Annotated in this window: 13 protein-coding genes; 11 read left to right on the top strand and 2 right to left on the bottom strand. The window is 61.0% G+C overall.

What is annotated here, in order from left to right; genetic code table 11:
• The first annotated feature begins 137 nt into the window (after nucleotides 1–137).
• The 10 genes from mdh (at nucleotide 138) to ACQZ5N_RS07795 (ending at nucleotide 11,462) form a co-directional block, all read left to right on the top strand.
• Nucleotides 138–1,100 (top strand): malate dehydrogenase, encoded by a 963-nt coding sequence (gene mdh, locus ACQZ5N_RS07840; RefSeq protein WP_003523512.1) that lies wholly within the window; start codon nucleotides 138–140, stop codon nucleotides 1,098–1,100.
• 31 nt (nucleotides 1,101–1,131) lie between these two features.
• Nucleotides 1,132–2,325, top strand: a complete 1,194-nt coding sequence (gene sucC / locus ACQZ5N_RS07835) for an ADP-forming succinate--CoA ligase subunit beta (protein WP_080853030.1) — start codon at nucleotides 1,132–1,134, stop codon at nucleotides 2,323–2,325.
• Between the two features lie 17 nt (nucleotides 2,326–2,342).
• Nucleotides 2,343–3,245 carry a succinate--CoA ligase subunit alpha gene (sucD, locus tag ACQZ5N_RS07830; RefSeq protein WP_003492390.1) on the top strand — a complete coding sequence of 301 codons (903 nt, stop codon included), beginning with the start codon at nucleotides 2,343–2,345 and terminating at the stop codon, nucleotides 3,243–3,245.
• 178 nt (nucleotides 3,246–3,423) lie between these two features.
• The gene (locus ACQZ5N_RS07825; RefSeq protein WP_035263524.1) at nucleotides 3,424–6,420 is read left to right on the top strand and encodes a 2-oxoglutarate dehydrogenase E1 component; all 2,997 of its coding nucleotides are present in this window, start codon (nucleotides 3,424–3,426) and stop codon (nucleotides 6,418–6,420) included.
• A gap of 53 nt (nucleotides 6,421–6,473) precedes the next feature.
• Nucleotides 6,474–7,706: a 2-oxoglutarate dehydrogenase complex dihydrolipoyllysine-residue succinyltransferase gene (odhB, locus tag ACQZ5N_RS07820; RefSeq protein WP_448732600.1), complete on the top strand. Its 1,233-nt coding sequence runs from the start codon at nucleotides 6,474–6,476 to the stop codon at nucleotides 7,704–7,706.
• Between the two features lie 23 nt (nucleotides 7,707–7,729).
• Nucleotides 7,730–8,140, top strand: a complete 411-nt coding sequence (locus ACQZ5N_RS07815) for an MAPEG family protein (protein ID WP_003523517.1) — start codon at nucleotides 7,730–7,732, stop codon at nucleotides 8,138–8,140.
• A gap of 10 nt (nucleotides 8,141–8,150) precedes the next feature.
• Nucleotides 8,151–8,792, top strand: coding sequence for a LysE family translocator (locus ACQZ5N_RS07810; RefSeq protein WP_425646738.1), 642 nt, complete (start codon nucleotides 8,151–8,153; stop codon nucleotides 8,790–8,792).
• A 67-nt stretch (nucleotides 8,793–8,859) separates the two neighbouring features.
• On the top strand, nucleotides 8,860–10,266 hold the full coding sequence (gene lpdA / locus ACQZ5N_RS07805; protein WP_035263528.1) for a dihydrolipoyl dehydrogenase: 1,407 nt from the start codon (nucleotides 8,860–8,862) through the stop codon (nucleotides 10,264–10,266).
• A gap of 127 nt (nucleotides 10,267–10,393) precedes the next feature.
• Nucleotides 10,394–10,894 carry a cytochrome b gene (locus ACQZ5N_RS07800; RefSeq protein ID WP_078052379.1) on the top strand — a complete coding sequence of 167 codons (501 nt, stop codon included), beginning with the start codon at nucleotides 10,394–10,396 and terminating at the stop codon, nucleotides 10,892–10,894.
• 79 nt (nucleotides 10,895–10,973) lie between these two features.
• A complete protein-coding gene (locus ACQZ5N_RS07795) occupies nucleotides 10,974–11,462 on the top strand; it encodes a DUF2867 domain-containing protein (RefSeq protein ID WP_448732599.1) in 489 nt (162 codons plus the stop codon).
• Here ACQZ5N_RS07795 and ACQZ5N_RS07790 read toward each other — a convergent pair.
• Entirely contained in the window at nucleotides 11,446–12,543 is a 1,098-nt protein-coding gene (locus ACQZ5N_RS07790; protein WP_448732598.1) for a TraB/GumN family protein, read from the bottom strand. The two genes, ACQZ5N_RS07795 and ACQZ5N_RS07790, sit on opposite strands and share 17 nt — an antisense overlap.
• An 80-nt stretch (nucleotides 12,544–12,623) precedes the next feature.
• Entirely contained in the window at nucleotides 12,624–13,559 is a 936-nt protein-coding gene (locus tag ACQZ5N_RS07785; protein WP_448732597.1) for a tyrosine recombinase XerC, read from the bottom strand.
• A gap of 133 nt (nucleotides 13,560–13,692) precedes the next feature.
• Here ACQZ5N_RS07785 and ACQZ5N_RS07780 point away from each other — a divergent pair, with 133 nt between their 5' ends.
• Entirely contained in the window at nucleotides 13,693–15,909 is a 2,217-nt protein-coding gene (locus ACQZ5N_RS07780) for a primosomal protein N' (protein ID WP_448732596.1), read from the top strand.
• Nucleotides 15,910–15,929 lie beyond the last annotated feature (20 nt).

The following is a 15,929-nucleotide window of genomic DNA, read 5'->3' as shown; positions in this document are numbered from 1 at the left end:
ATGATCTAAACGATTGAAAATATTCACCAGAAAAGAATCTGTTGCCAATTTTAGCCAATGGGGCTAATCGGAGTGCGACAATTTGGCTGCCGGTTTGGCGCGGTGAAATTGAATTGAAGCTCAAGAGGAAGCATTCGATGGCTCGCAAAAAAATTGCACTTATTGGTTCTGGCATGATCGGCGGCACGCTGGCGCATCTCGCCAGCCTGAAGGAACTGGGCGATATCGTCCTCTTCGATATTGCTGACGGCATCCCGCAGGGCAAGGGTCTGGATATTGCCCAGTCCGGCCCGGTTGAAGGCTTCAATGCAAAGCTCACCGGCGCTTCCGACTACGCCGCCATCGAAGGTGCTGACGTCTGCATCGTCACCGCTGGCGTTGCCCGCAAGCCGGGCATGAGCCGCGACGATCTTCTCGGCATCAACCTCAAGGTCATGGAACAGGTCGGCGCCGGCATCAAGAAATATGCCCCGAACGCTTTCGTCATCTGCATCACCAACCCGCTCGACGCCATGGTCTGGGCGCTGCAGAAGTTCTCCGGCCTGCCGAAGAACAAGGTCGTCGGCATGGCCGGTGTTCTCGACAGCGCCCGTTTCCGCCTGTTCCTCGCCGAAGAATTCAACGTTTCGGTTGAAGACGTCACCGCCTTCGTTCTCGGCGGCCACGGCGACACCATGGTGCCGCTCGCACGCTACTCCACGGTTGCCGGCGTTCCGCTGACCGATCTCGTCAAGATGGGCTGGCTGACGGCCGAGCGCCTCGAGCAGATCATCCAGCGCACCCGTGACGGCGGCGCGGAAATCGTCGGCCTGCTGAAGACCGGTTCGGCCTATTATGCGCCGGCCGCTTCGGCAATCGAAATGGCAGAATCCTATCTCAAGGACAAGAAGCGCGTTCTGCCCGCCGCTGCCCACCTCTCGGGCCAGTATGGCGTTGACGACATGTATGTCGGCGTGCCGACCATCATCGGCGCCGGCGGTATCGAGCGCATCATCGAGATCGAACTCAACAAGGAAGAAGAAGCCGCCTTCCAGAAATCCGTCGGCGCTGTCGCTGGTCTTTGCGAAGCCTGCGTCAACATCGCTCCGTCGCTGAAGTAATAGCCTAGCGGCTCCAAACAGGGATTATTCCATGAATATTCACGAATATCAGGCCAAGGCTCTTCTGAAGGGCTACGGCGCGCCGGTTGCTGAAGGCGTCGCCATTCTCAAGGTCGAAGAAGCCGAAGCTGCCGCCAAGCAGCTTCCCGGCCCGCTCTACGTCGTCAAGAGCCAGATCCACGCTGGCGGCCGCGGCAAGGGCAAGTTCAAGGAACTCGGCCCGGACGCCAAGGGCGGCGTTCGTCTGGCGAAGTCCATCGACGAAGTCGTTTCCCACGCCAAGGACATGCTCGGCAACACGCTGGTAACGGCGCAGACCGGTGAAGCCGGCAAGCAGGTCAACCGTCTCTACATCGAAGACGGCGCGGACATTGCCCGCGAGCTCTACTGCTCGCTGCTGGTTGACCGTTCCGTCGGCCAGGTCGCGTTCGTGGTTTCCACGGAAGGCGGCATGGACATCGAGGCTGTTGCCCACGACACGCCGGAAAAGATCCACACCATCGCCATCAACCCGGAAAAGGGTGTGAGCGACGCTGACGTTGCCGCGATCTCCAAGGCTCTCGAGCTTGACGGCGTTGCTGCCGAAGACGCCAAGGCGCTCTTCCCGATCCTCTACAAGGCCTTTAATGAGAAGGACATGGCTCTCCTCGAGGTCAACCCGCTGATCGTCATGGAAAATGGCCATCTGCGCGTTCTCGACGCCAAGATGTCCTTCGACGGCAACGCGCTGTTCCGCCACGACGACGTCAAGGCGCTGCGCGACGAGACCGAAGAAGACGCCAAGGAAATCGAAGCCTCCAAGTGGGACCTCGCTTACGTTGCTCTCGACGGCAACATCGGCTGCATGGTCAATGGTGCCGGTCTCGCCATGGCGACGATGGACATCATCAAGCTTTACGGCAAAGAGCCGGCTAACTTCTGCGACGTCGGCGGCGGCGCCGGCAAGGAGAAGGTTGCGGCAGCCTTCAAGATCATCACGGCCGACCCGAAGGTCGAGGGCATCCTCGTCAACATCTTCGGCGGTATCATGAAGTGCGACGTCATCGCCGAAGGCGTAATCGCCGCGGTGAAGGAAGTCGGTTTGCAGGTTCCGCTCGTCGTTCGCCTCGAAGGCACCAACGTCGAACTTGGCAAGAAGCTTCTCAACGAATCTGGCCTTGCGATTACGGCTGCTGACGATCTGGACGACGCAGCCAAGAAGATCGTCGCGGCGATCAACGGCTAATTGAGGGACCGGAAATAATGTCTATTCTTGTTAATAAAGACACGAAGATCCTCGTTCAGGGTCTGACCGGCAAGACCGGCACCTTCCACACCGAACAGGCGCTTGCCTATTACGGCACGCAGATGGTTGGCGGTATTCACCCGAAGAAGGGCGGCGAAACCTGGACCGGTTCCAAGGGTGAAAGCCTGCCGATCTTCGCAACTGTTGCCGAAGCCAAGGAAAAGACCGGCGCAGACGCGTCCGTGATCTACGTTCCGCCGGCAGGTGCAGCGGACGCCATCATCGAAGCCATCGATGCGGAAATTCCGTTTATCACCTGCATCACCGAAGGTATCCCGGTCATGGACATGGTTCGCGTCAAGGCTCGCCTCGACCGCTCCAAGTCGCGCCTGCTCGGCCCGAACTGCCCGGGTATCCTGACGCCGGAAGAATGCAAGATCGGCATCATGCCGGGCTCCATCTTCCGCAAGGGTTCGGTCGGTATCGTTTCGCGTTCGGGCACGCTCACCTATGAAGCCGTGTTCCAAACCTCCAACGAAGGCCTCGGCCAGACCACTGCTGTCGGCATCGGCGGCGACCCGGTCAAGGGCACCGAGTTCATCGACGTGCTGGAAATGTTCCTCGCCGACGACGCCACGCAGTCGATCATCATGATCGGCGAAATCGGCGGCTCGGCTGAAGAGGATGCGGCGCAGTTCCTGATCGACGAAGCCAAGAAGGGCCGCAAGAAGCCGATGGCCGGCTTCATCGCGGGCCGTACGGCTCCGAAGGGCCGCACCATGGGCCACGCCGGCGCTGTCGTTTCCGGCGGCAAGGGTGACGCAGAGTCCAAGATTGCGGCAATGGAAGCAGCCGGTATCAAGGTATCGCCCTCTCCGGCGCGCCTCGGCAAGACGCTGGTTGAAGTCCTCAAGGGCTGAGACCACATGACATCGGTAACGGGCGGCGCGGCTTCAATGCCACGCTGCCCGATGCCGCAAGGAACGACAGACAGAACGGCATACCGCCCCGGCGGCAGACAGCAATAATCAAAGCGGCAGGCCGGCGAACGGCCCTAACGGCATCGAGGAGGCGGACGGATAAGTCCGCAAGAACACAATGGCAAGGCAAGAAGCGAACGAGCAGTTTCAGATCACGTCGTTTCTGGACGGCGCGAATGCAGCCTATATCGAGCAGCTCTATGCCCGGTACGAAGAGGACCCCTCTTCCGTGTCGCCGGAGTGGCAGAGCTTCTTCAAGGCGTTGTCCGATAATCCGGAAGACGTGAAGAAGGCGGCCAAGGGCGCCTCCTGGAAGCGTGCCAACTGGCCGATCCCGGCGAATGGCGAACTGGTATCCGCACTCGACGGCAACTGGGCCACGGTCGAAAAGGCCATCGAGAAGAAAGTTCAGGCGAAAGCCGAGGCCAAGAGCGCCGATACCGGCAAGCCGGTCAGCCAGGCGGAAGTTCTGCAGGCGACCCGTGACAGCGTTCGCGCCATCATGATGATCCGCGCCTATCGCATGCGCGGCCACCTGCATGCCAAGCTCGATCCGCTCGGCATCGCGGTCGCGGTTGAGGATTACAACGAGCTGTCGCCGAAGTCCTACGGCTTCGAGGAAAGCGACTACGACCGCAAGATTTTCATCGATAACGTGCTCGGCCTCGAATATGCGACCGTGCGTGAGATGATCGATATTCTGGAGCGCACTTACTGCTCCACCATCGGCGTCGAATTCATGCACATGTCCAGCCCGGAAGAAAAAGGCTGGATTCAGGAGCGCATCGAAGGTCCGGACAAGGGCGTTGCCTTCACGGCTGAAGGCAAGAAGGCCATTCTGTCCAAGCTGGTCGAGGCCGAAGGCTACGAGCAGTTCCTCGACGTGCGCTTCAAGGGCACCAAGCGTTTCGGCCTCGATGGCGGTGAATCGCTGATCCCGGCGCTGGAGCAGATCATCAAGCGCGGCGGCCAGGAAGGTCTGGAAGAAGTCGTTCTCGGCATGGCCCACCGCGGTCGCCTGAACGTTCTGACCAACGTGATGGGCAAGCCGCATCGCGCCGTGTTCCATGAGTTCAAGGGCGGTTCGTTCAAGCCTGACGATGTCGAGGGTTCGGGCGATGTGAAGTACCACCTCGGTGCGTCCTCCGACCGCGAATTCGACGGCAACAAGGTTCACCTGTCGCTGACGGCCAATCCGTCGCACCTTGAAATCGTCAACCCCGTTGTCATGGGCAAGGCCCGCGCCAAGCAGGACCAGCTGGCCAAGGTATGGGACGGCGACATCATTCCGCTGTCGGAACGCGCCAAGGTGCTGCCGCTCCTGCTGCACGGCGATGCCGCTTTTGCGGGTCAGGGCGTGGTTGCGGAAATTCTCGGCCTTTCCGGTCTGCGCGGTCACCGCGTTGCCGGCACCATGCACTTCATCATCAACAACCAGATCGGCTTCACGACGAACCCGGCCTTCTCGCGTTCGTCGCCCTATCCGTCCGACGTTGCCAAGATGATCGAAGCGCCGATCTTCCACGTCAACGGCGACGATCCGGAAGCGGTTACCTATGCGGCCAAGGTTGCGACCGAATACCGTATGAAGTTCCACAAGCCTGTCGTCATCGACATGTTCTGCTACCGCCGCTTCGGCCATAACGAAGGCGATGAGCCGGCGTTTACGCAGCCGAAGATGTACAAGGTTATCCGTGGCCACAAGACAGTCGCGCGCATCTATGCCGACCGCCTGATCGCGGAAGGCCTGATGAACGAAGGCGAATTCGAGAAGATGAAGGCCGACTGGCGCGCTCATCTCGAGCAGGAATTCGAGGCAGGCCAGTCCTACAAGCCGAACAAGGCCGACTGGCTGGACGGTCAGTGGTCGGGTCTGCGCGCCGCCGACAATGCCGATGAGCAGCGTCGCGGCAAGACCGGCGTACCGATGAAGCAGCTCAAGGAAATCGGCAAGAAGCTGTCGACCATTCCGGAAGGCTTCAGCGCCCACCGCACGATCCAGCGCTTCATGGAAAACCGCTCGCAGATGGTCGAGACGGGTGAAGGCATCGACTGGGCAATGGCGGAAGCGCTTGCGTTCGGTTCGCTCGTTGCCGACGGCCACAAGATTCGTCTTTCCGGTCAGGATTGCGAACGCGGCACCTTCTCGCAGCGTCACTCGGTCCTTTACGATCAGGAGACCGAAGAGCGTTATATTCCGCTCGCCAATCTTTCGCCGACGCAGGCCCGTTACGAAGTCATCAACTCGATGCTTTCGGAAGAAGCCGTTCTCGGTTTCGAATACGGCTACTCGCTGGCCCGTCCGAACGCGCTGACCCTTTGGGAAGCCCAGTTCGGCGACTTCGCCAACGGCGCGCAGGTGGTGTTCGACCAGTTCATCTCTTCGGGTGAACGCAAGTGGCTGCGCATGTCCGGTCTCGTCTGCCTTCTGCCGCATGGTTACGAAGGTCAGGGCCCGGAACACTCGTCCGCCCGTCTGGAGCGCTGGCTGCAGATGTGCGCCGAAGACAATATGCAGGTTGCCAACTGCACGACGCCGGCCAACTACTTCCACATCCTGCGCCGCCAGGTGAAGCGCGACTTCCGCAAGCCGCTGATCCTGATGACGCCGAAGTCGCTGCTGCGTCACAAGCGCGCCACCTCTTCGCTGGCCGAGCTTGCAGGCGAGTCCTCCTTCCACCGTCTCCTGTGGGACGATGCGGAGGTCATCAAGGACGGTCCGATCAAGCTGCAGAAGGATTCGAAGATCCGCCGCGTCGTCATGTGCACGGGCAAGGTCTATTACGATCTGCTCGAGGAACGCGAAAAGCGCGGTATCGACGATATCTACCTGCTGCGTATCGAACAGCTTTACCCGTTCCCGGCCAAGGCGCTCATCAACGAGCTGTCGCGCTTCCGCAATGCGGAGATGGTCTGGTGCCAGGAAGAGCCAAAGAACATGGGTGCGTGGTCGTTCATCGATCCTTACCTGGAATGGGTTCTGGCGCATATCGACGCCAAGTACCAGAAGGTCCGTTACACGGGCCGTCCGGCTGCCGCCTCTCCGGCGACCGGCCTGATGTCCAAGCACCTGGCGCAGCTTGCTGCGTTCCTGGAAGACGCGCTGGGAGAGTGAAAACTCTCCCGCATCGCCCCGCAAAAAAGACACCTGAATAACGGAACTAGATCATGGCCACTGAAATCCGCGTACCAACCCTCGGCGAATCCGTCAGCGAAGCGACCGTCGGCACCTGGTTCAAGAAGGTCGGCGATACCGTCAAGGCCGACGAACCGCTCGTTGAACTGGAAACCGACAAGGTTACCGTCGAAGTCCCGGCGCCTGCGTCCGGCGTTCTCACCGAAATCGTTGCGCAGAACGGCGAGACCGTCGGTCTCGACGCGCTTCTCGGCCAGATCGCCGAAGGTGCTGCCGGCGCTGCGACCTCTGCACCCGCTGCCGAACCGGCAAAGCCTGCCGCAGCTGCCGCACCGGCACCTGCCGCCGTTGCCGCACCGGCAACCGGCTCCATGCCGCCCGCACCTGCCGCCGGCAAGCTGCTTGCTGAAAACAACCTGTCCGCCGATCAGGTCGACGGTTCGGGCAAGCGTGGCCAGGTTCTGAAGGGTGACGTTCTCGCCGCTGTCGCCAAGGGCGTTTCGGCACCGGCCGCCGTTCCGGCTCCGGCTGCTGCCCCCCGCCCGGTTTCCGCGGAGCAGGATGCCGTTCGCGAAGAGCGCGTGAAGATGACCCGCCTGCGCCAGACCATTGCCCGCCGCCTGAAGGACGCGCAGAACACCGCCGCCATGCTGACCACCTATAACGAGGTGGACATGAGCGCCGTCATGGACCTGCGCAACCGCTACAAGGACGTGTTCGAGAAGAAGCATGGCGTCAAGCTCGGCTTCATGGGCTTCTTCACCAAGGCCGTGACCCACGCGCTGAAGGAACTGCCCGCCGTCAACGCTGAAATCGACGGCACGGACATCATCTACAAGAACTATTGTCACGTCGGCATGGCTGTCGGCACCGACAAGGGCCTCGTCGTTCCGGTTATCCGCGATGCCGACCAGCTCTCCATCGCCGGTGTCGAAAAGGAACTCGGCCGCCTCGCCAAGGCAGCGCGTGACGGTTCGCTCGGCATGGCCGACATGCAGGGCGGTACCTTCACCATCACCAATGGCGGTGTCTACGGTTCGCTGATGTCTTCGCCGATCCTCAATGCACCGCAGTCGGGCATCCTCGGTATGCACAAGATCCAGGAGCGTCCGGTCGCCATCGGCGGTCAGGTCGTCATCCGTCCGATGATGTATCTTGCGCTCTCCTACGATCACCGTATCGTTGACGGCAAGGAAGCCGTGACCTTCCTCGTCCGCGTCAAGGAAAGCCTGGAAGATCCGGAACGTCTGGTTCTCGATCTCTAAGACTGAAACAGGGGAGAAGAGGGATGGAAAACCTGGCCGGCGGGAATGGACCTTTCGTGTTCCTGCTGGCGCTCAGCGTCATTCTTCTTCTCCTGCATATCTGCCTTCAGGCCATGTCCGCGACGCGGGAACTCGGCCTTGCCTGGAATGCGGGCGCGCGCGATACCCGGCAGGACCTCAAAGGGGTGTTTGCAGGGCGTGCGCAGCGCGCCTCGGATAATTTTCGCGAGACCTATCCGGCTTTCGTCGGTCTCACTCTCGCTCTTGCGATCGCCGGTGACGCTTCCGGCTGGGGGCTGACGGGCGGCTGGATATGGACCATGGCGCGCATCGTCTACATCCCGCTTTATCTGGCAGGCGTGCCCTATGTACGATCGATCGCCTGGGTCGTGTCCCTTGGCGGTCTGGTCCTCATGCTTGTCGCGCTGATCTGAGGTCGAGCCTATGCATCAATATCTCATCGAACTTGCATCCCTTATGGCGATCTTCTCCTTTGCGATCGTCTCGCCCGGCGCCGATCTCGCTATGGTGATGCGCCAGGCCATGGTACATGGTCGCAAGCAGGCCATCATCACTAGCTTCGGGGTGGGGACGTCTCTGATGTTCCACGTCACCTATACGATCCTCGGACTTGGCCTCATCATCTCCCAGTCGATCTATCTCTTCAACATCGTCAAATGGCTGGGCGTCGCCTATCTGATCTATATCGGCGTCAAGGCGCTGCGCGCCGGCAAGACCGAATTGCCCGCCGCTGAAGGTGAAGGCGTTCAGGCGAAAAGCAGCCAGACGGCGCTTAAGGCTTTCACGCTCGGTTTCGCGGCGAACGCGCTCAATCCCAAGCCGGTGTTTTTCTTCCTGTCGATCTTTTCGACGGTCGTTCACGCTCACACGCCGGTCGCCATCAAGTTCGGATACGGCCTCGTCATGGCGAGCTGCCTTATCCTGTGGTTCGTCGGTGTCAGCCTGTTCATGACGACGCCGCGCATGCGGGCCGCATTTCAGCGCGCCAGCCAATGGATCGACCGCACCAGCGGTGTGGTCTTCATCGCTCTCGGTATAAAACTCGCAACGGAAAAAGCGGCCTGAGTTTCAGGTCAAACGCAAGCAGGGCAATGATCCGGCATCTTGCCCGACATCAATCAGGAAAACGAACATGGCATATGATGTAGTTGTAATCGGCACGGGCCCCGGCGGTTATGTTTGCGCGGTCAAGGCGGCACAGCTCGGCCTGAAGGTCGCTGTCATCGAAAAGCGCGCGACCTATGGCGGCACCTGCCTCAATGTCGGCTGCATCCCGTCCAAGGCGCTGCTGCACGCGTCCGAAACCTTCGCGCATGTCGCCCATGGTGTCGATACGCTCGGCATCGAAGTCGCCGCGCCGAAGCTGAACCTCGAAAAGATGATGGGCCATAAGGACGGCGTGGTGAAGGCCAATGTCGACGGCGTCGCCTTCCTGTTCAAGAAGAACAAGATCGATGCGTTCCAGGGCACCGGCAAGGTGGTTTCCGCCGGCAAGGTTTCCGTCACCAACGACAAGGGTGAGAGCCAAGAAATCGAAGCGAAAAACATCGTCATCGCCACGGGTTCGGATGTTGCCGGCATTCCGGGCGTTCAGGTCGATATCGATGAAAGCGTCATCGTGTCCTCCACCGGCGCGATCGCTCTTTCCAAGGTTCCGGAAAAGCTCATCGTTGTCGGCGGCGGCGTCATCGGCCTCGAGCTCGGTTCGGTCTGGTCGCGTCTCGGCGCCAAGGTCACTGTCGTTGAATATCTCGACAATATTCTCGGCGGCATGGATGGTGAAGTTTCCAAGCAGGCCCAGCGCCTGCTCGCCAAACAGGGTCTCGATTTCAAGCTCGGCGCGAAGGTGACGGCCGTTGAAAAGACCGCTGCCGGTGCAAAGGTGGTGTTCGAGCCGGTCAAGGGCGGCGCTGCCGAAACGCTGGAAGCAAACGTCGTGCTGATCTCCACCGGCCGCAAGCCCTATACCGAAGGTCTCGGCCTTGCGGAAGCCGGCGTTGTGCTGGACAGCCGCGGCCGCGTCGAAATCGACGGTCACTACAAGACCAATGTCGATGGCATCTATGCGATCGGCGACGTGGTGAAGGGTCCGATGCTGGCGCACAAGGCGGAAGACGAGGGCGTTGCTCTCGCGGAAATCCTCGCCGGCCAGCGCGGCCACGTAAACTACGACGTCATTCCGGCAGTCGTTTATACGCAGCCTGAAATCGCTTCCGTCGGCAAGACCGAAGAAGAACTGAAGGCCGCAGGCATCGCCTACAAGGTCGGCAAGTTCCCCTTCACCGCCAATGGCCGCGCCCGCGCCATGCAGGTGACGGATGGTTTCGTCAAAATCCTCGCCGACAAGGAAACCGACCGGGTTCTTGGCGGCCACATCGTCGGCTTCGGCGCTGGCGAAATGATCCACGAAATCACCGTGCTGATGGAATTCGGCGGTTCTTCGGAAGATCTGGGCCGCACCTGCCATGCGCACCCGACCATGTCGGAAGCCGTGAAGGAAGCGGCGCTGGCGACCTTCTTCAAGCCGATCCACATGTGATCGGTGTTGGAGCCATCTGCTCCAACATTAAATTTCAGTCATCTGCCAAACCCCGGCTTGCCATGCAGGCCGGGGTTTTCCATACTCGCGCCACAGCCTGTCTAACCTTTTGATAAAAGGCAATAAAATGGCGTTTCCAAGTCAAGTTTCCTTCACCGTTCCGCAGCGCATCATTCATTGGGCGATGGCGCTTCTGATCTTCTTCAACCTGTTGTTTCCAGATGGGATGGAACATGCCTACCGGCTGATGCGGCGGGGCGAAACACTGACGCCGGAACAGGTATCTTCGGCCAATATTCACGCCTATGTCGGCTTCACCATTCTGTTGCTTGCGGTGCTGCGCCTCTGTCTACGCTTCTTCCAGGGCGTGCCGCCGCATCCGGCCGAAGAACCGAGGCCGTTTCAGATTGCGGCGAAGGTGGCGCATTTCACCTTTTATGCCCTGTTCCTCGTCCTGCCCCTGTCCGGTATTGCCGCTTATTATTTCGGCGCTCAGCCGGCCGGGCAGCTGCATTCCGGTCCCTTCAAGGCGCTGATGTGGGTGTTGATCGCCGGCCACGTCGTCGCCGTTCTGGTTCACCAGTTCTACTGGCGCACCAATGTCCTGAAGCGCATGACGCACGGCTAAGCGGCGGTTTGTCGCGTTTCCGGTTCCTCGGAAAAAGAGGAAGGTGACCCTTGCCGCATGGCGCGGCCGGGGTTCGGGAATGCAGGATATCGAAGACATATTGCCGGGCGCAGACTGGCAGGATCGCTATCAGGGAGAGATGGTGACGCCGGAGCCGTCCTCACTCGATGTGAGCAGGCTCCTTCTCGATCATCCTCCGGCGTGGATCCGCAGCCTTATGGCGCTTCGAAACCGCGTGGTGGCGCTTTTCGGTTTAAGAACGGTCGAAATGGCGGCTGGGACGTCGGCAGGCGGTTTTCCCGTCCTGTCCTCCACGCCACAGCGGACTGTGCTCGGCTTCGACGACCGCCATCTCGATTTCCGGATCGTCGTCGATCTCGAAGAGAAGGAAAACCGCCAGCTGGTGTGTGTCACCACCATCGTCAGGCGCAAGAACCTGTTCGGGCGGCTTTATCTTCTTGTCGTCGGACCGTTTCACCGCCGCATCGTGCCGGCGACGATGCGGCCGTTCTGCGCCAATGTCCGGCCCGTCAGCATCGGGAATGAGCCGGTCAATCGACCCGCGTGAGGGTGAAGCCTTCCGCGCGCAGCAATTCGACAAGGCCTTCCTCGCCCGGCAAATGCAGTGCGCCCACGGCCATGAAAACATTGCCCCTGGCAAGCTCGGGGGCCGCCCGTTCCGCCATGACGTGGTTGCGATCGGTGATGATGCGCTGCTCGAAGGCGGCGTAGCCCTGTTCGCTTTCAGCCGCAGCCTTCTTGGGGTCCAGGCTTTTCAGCATGGGCATGGTCATGCCGATATCGCCGGCGACGTAAAGATCGGTCATGGTTGTCATGATGTCATCCATGCGGTCGCCCAGTTCGAGCGTTTCGATCAGCGCCTGAAGATGAAATTCCATCGGCAGCTCGGACATGGCCGTCAGCTGTTCCACCATGGTCTCCAGCCCGACAAGGTGTTTTCCGTCAGCAATGGCATCTTCGGCCAGCTTCTTGTCCAGAAAGGAGAGACCGGTGGCCTTGCGGGCGAATTCACAGGCGGGAAGGGCGACGAAGCTCGAAAGCATCCACGGCTTCATGCGCGATACGGCGTTCAGCGGGATGCCGCGCTCCTTGAGACCCTTTTCCAGACGGGCGACATTTTCCGGCGACAGGATGTCGGTGATCGATTTGCCATCCAGAAACATGGTGAGTTCGGGCTTGCTCAGCAGCGAGGCCGCGACCTTCTTGTCATCGACGATTTCGTCCGATTCCACGATCACCGTCGCGGCTTTTTCGAAGGCGGGGCTGGCGGCGGCAGGCATTTCCAGAACACGCGGATCGGTGACATGCATGGTGCCGAGAAGATAGGAGGTGGGCGTTCCCGCCTTTTCGATGCGCCAGAAATTGCCCTTGCCGTTGGGGATCGCGGCCGCTTCCTGCTCGATCTTTGCGAAGGTCTGCGGATCGGTCTTGCGCATTTCCACGAGAATGTCGCTGCCTGTGCAGGTGATCTGCTGCTGCGCGGCTTCCGCTTGCCCCAGCGAAAGCAAGGTCATGAGCAGGATTGCGACGGCGGTGACATGCAGGGCGGCAAGCAGCCACAGCAGGGCGTCGCCGGTCTTGCCCATCAGGGTGGCGGTGAGGTTTTGCGGTTTTATCAGGCTGTGCATCGGTCCAATCCGGTTGTCGTTCGCTTATAGAACGGCGGCTTGGATGTCTGGTTAATGATTATGGTTAACCATTTCCTGCTTCATGCGCGAGGATGGGCGTTGTCGTAGATTTCCAGCAGTCTCGCAGTGTCGACGCCGGTATAGATCTGTGTGGTGGAGAGGCTCGCATGGCCGAGCAGTTCCTGAATGGTGCGCAGGTCGCCGCCGCCGGCGAGAAGGTGCGTGGCGAAGGAGTGGCGCAGCGCATGCGGTGTGGCGTTTTCCGGCAGGCCGAAAGCGCCGCGCAGTTTCTGCATTTCCCTCTGGATGATGGCGGGCTGCAGCTTGCCGCCGCGTGCGCCGAGGAACATGGGCTCATCCGCCGACAGGGCATAGGGGCAAAGCTTCCTGTAGGTATCGACAGCTTCCGTCACCACCGCCAGCAGGGGCACAATCCGCGTCTTGTTGCCTTTGCCGGTAATGCGCAGGCTGCGGGCGCCGGGCGGGAAATCGGCCGGGGTCAGACCGAGCGCCTCGGAAATGCGAAGGCCACAGCCATAAAGCAGTGAAAGAACCGCGGCATTGCGGGCGGCGATCCATGGTTCGTCGTTCAGTTGCGCTTCACTCGTGGTGATTTTCAGCGCCTGCCGGTCGGTCAGCGGTTTCGGTAGCGATTTCGGCTGTTTTGGCGCGCGCATGGCGGTGGCGCCTGCGGCATTCACCAGGCCTTTTTTCTGCAGGTGATGAAGCAGGGAGCGCAGGCCTGCCAGATGCCTGCCCAGCGAACGTGCGCCGGCGCCTTCCTTGCGCCGGTTTGCCAGAAAGGCGCGAAGATCCACCGGGCGCAGATCGGCAATATCGGCGATGGAGGCCGGTTTGCCGATGTAACCAGTCAGGAATGTCAGAAATTGCCTGGTATCGCGCTCATAAGCCTCGACGGTATTGTCCGAAAGCCGGCGTTCGCCGGCGAGGGCGGCGAGCCAGGACTGGCGCTCGGCAAGAAGATCGGCTTGGGCAAATGTCAGGATTTCAGTCATGGGGCGCTCCATTCCGTGCTTCGAAACTATGCGCTTATGGTCAGCATTTGGTTAAGAGGTGGACTTTGCAAGGCGGGCCCACTACATCCGGGCGGTTTCCTTTTTCCTGTCGCCGGGGCATGGTCGCCACATCATGGCAAAAGATTCGTCCGATCTGTTTGGGGCTCTGTTCGACCCGCCGTCGCCCACGCGCACGGTGCCCGTTCTCGTGCCCATGCCGGCGCCGGGGCCCTACAGCTATTCGGTGCCCGAAGATATGGTGGTGGAGACCGGTTCGGTTGTGCAGGTGCCGCTCGGCCCCCGGCAGGTCTTCGGCGTGGTGTGGGACGATGCCGGAGAAAAGAGCGTCGATCCGAAGAAGCTGCGGCCCATCACCAAAAGTTTCGAGTGCCCGCCGCTGAAGGCGGAAATGCGCCGCTTCGTCGACTGGGTCGCCGCCTATACGCTTTCTCCGCCCGGCCTCGTGGCCCGCATGGCCCTCAGAGCGCCCGCGGCCTTCGATCCCGAGCCGATGATCGAGGGGCTGCGGCTGACCGAAGGCCGACCGGAGCGCCTTACCCCCGCCCGCGAGCGGGTGATGGAACTGGCGGCTGAAGGGCATGGCTGGACGAAGAGCGGGCTTGCCCATGCCGCCGGCGTTTCGACCAGCGTGATCGACGGTCTCGTCAAGCAGGGCGTGTTCGAGACGGTGTTTCTGCCGGCGCCGCCTGTCGTGGCCGAGCCCGATCCTGATTATGTCGAGCCGCGTCTGGAAGGCCCGCAGAAACAGGCCGCTTCGGAGATACTCGAGGATGTGCGCAAGGGCGGGTTTCATGTTTCGCTGATCGACGGCGTCACGGGTTCTGGCAAAACCGAGGTCTATTTCGAGGCGGTGGCCGAGACACTCCGTCAGGGCAGGCAGGTTCTCATCCTGTTGCCCGAAATTGCGCTGACAGCGGCCTTTCTTGAACGTTTTCAGGACCGTTTCGGTGCAAAACCGGCGGAATGGCATTCGGACCTGTCACCGCGCATGCGGGAAAAAGTCTGGCGGCAGGCGGTGACGGGCGAAGTGAAGGTGGTGGCCGGCGCGCGCTCGGCACTTTTCCTGCCCTTCGACAATCTCGGTCTGATCATCGTCGATGAGGAGCACGACCCGGCCTACAAGCAGGAAGACCGCGTCTATTATAATGCCCGCGACATGGCGGTGGTGAGAGCGCGGATCGCGGAATTCCCTGTTGTGCTGGTGTCGGCCACGCCATCGGTGGAAAGTCAGGTCAACGGTAGTTCGGGGCGTTATAACACCATTCACCTGCACACGCGGTTTGGCGATGCAGCGATGCCCGATCTGCACCTTGTCGATATGCGCCGTCATCCGCCGGAACGGGGAGGGTTTCTGTCGCCCGTCCTGCTGCGCGGCATCGGCAAGACCATCGAGAAGGGCGAGCAGGCGCTTCTTTTCCTCAATCGTCGCGGTTATGCGCCGCTGACGCTCTGCCGGGTCTGCGGCCACCGTTTCCAATGCCCGCAATGTTCCAGCTGGCTGGTGGAGCACCGGTTCCGCAATCAATTGCAGTGCCACCAGTGCGGCCACAGCGAGCCGACGCCCGATCATTGCCCGGAATGCGGAACCTTCGATCATCTGGTGGCCTGCGGGCCGGGTGTGGAGCGCATCGCCGAGGAGGTGGAGAAACATTTCCCCGAGGCCCGCACCATCGTGCTCTCCTCCGATCTCATGGGCGTCAAGCGCCTGCGGCTGGAACTGGAGGCGATCGTCAAGGGCGAGGCCGATATCGTTATCGGCACGCAGCTCGTCGCCAAGGGACATAATTTTCCGCTGATGACACTTGTGGGCATCGTCGATGCCGATCTGGGCCTTGCCAATGGCGATCCGCGCGCGGCGGAGCGAACGTTTCAGCTGCTGTCGCAGGTGACGGGACGTGCCGGGCGCACGGGGTTGAAGAGCCATGGCCTGTTGCAGACCTATCAGCCGCAGCATCCCGTCATGCAGGCCATCGTTTCGGGCGATGCATCGGCCTTCTACGAAAGGGAAATCGTGGAACGGGAAAAAGCCGTTCTGCCGCCCTTCGGACGACTTGCCTCGATCATCGTTTCCGCCGATACGCGCGGGGAAGCGGAAACCCATGCCCGGGGTTTAAGGGCCGCAGCCCCGCAGGTTGCCGGCATCATGCTGCTCGGCCCGGCGGAAGCGCCGCTCGCGCTCATCCGTGGCCGCCACCGTTTCCGCCTCCTGGTGCACGGGCGGCGCAATTCCGACATGCAGTCTTTTCTCCGCACGCTTCTGGCCAATGGCCCGAAAGAGCGCGGCAGCGTGCATGTGCAGCTCGATATCGACCCGCAAAGTTTCCTTTGAACTTTGCCGCCGGGGCGTTT

Source organism: Agrobacterium sp. 22-221-1, from assembly GCF_053522445.1.
This window is presented reverse-complemented; position numbering and strand designations above follow the sequence as displayed.

Coding starts and splice junctions, on each gene's coding strand:
- ACQZ5N_RS07790 (WP_448732598.1), bottom strand. CDS start 12,543: ATGCACAGCCTGATAAAACCGCAAAACCTCACCGCCACCCTGATGGGC.
- lpdA (WP_035263528.1), top strand. CDS start 8,860: ATGGCATATGATGTAGTTGTAATCGGCACGGGCCCCGGCGGTTATGTT.
- odhB (WP_448732600.1), top strand. CDS start 6,474: ATGGCCACTGAAATCCGCGTACCAACCCTCGGCGAATCCGTCAGCGAA.
- ACQZ5N_RS07780 (WP_448732596.1), top strand. CDS start 13,693: ATGGCAAAAGATTCGTCCGATCTGTTTGGGGCTCTGTTCGACCCGCCG.
- sucD (WP_003492390.1), top strand. CDS start 2,343: ATGTCTATTCTTGTTAATAAAGACACGAAGATCCTCGTTCAGGGTCTG.
- ACQZ5N_RS07800 (WP_078052379.1), top strand. CDS start 10,394: ATGGCGTTTCCAAGTCAAGTTTCCTTCACCGTTCCGCAGCGCATCATT.
- sucC (WP_080853030.1), top strand. CDS start 1,132: ATGAATATTCACGAATATCAGGCCAAGGCTCTTCTGAAGGGCTACGGC.
- ACQZ5N_RS07825 (WP_035263524.1), top strand. CDS start 3,424: ATGGCAAGGCAAGAAGCGAACGAGCAGTTTCAGATCACGTCGTTTCTG.
- ACQZ5N_RS07815 (WP_003523517.1), top strand. CDS start 7,730: ATGGAAAACCTGGCCGGCGGGAATGGACCTTTCGTGTTCCTGCTGGCG.
- mdh (WP_003523512.1), top strand. CDS start 138: ATGGCTCGCAAAAAAATTGCACTTATTGGTTCTGGCATGATCGGCGGC.
- ACQZ5N_RS07810 (WP_425646738.1), top strand. CDS start 8,151: ATGCATCAATATCTCATCGAACTTGCATCCCTTATGGCGATCTTCTCC.
- ACQZ5N_RS07795 (WP_448732599.1), top strand. CDS start 10,974: ATGCAGGATATCGAAGACATATTGCCGGGCGCAGACTGGCAGGATCGC.
- ACQZ5N_RS07785 (WP_448732597.1), bottom strand. CDS start 13,559: ATGACTGAAATCCTGACATTTGCCCAAGCCGATCTTCTTGCCGAGCGC.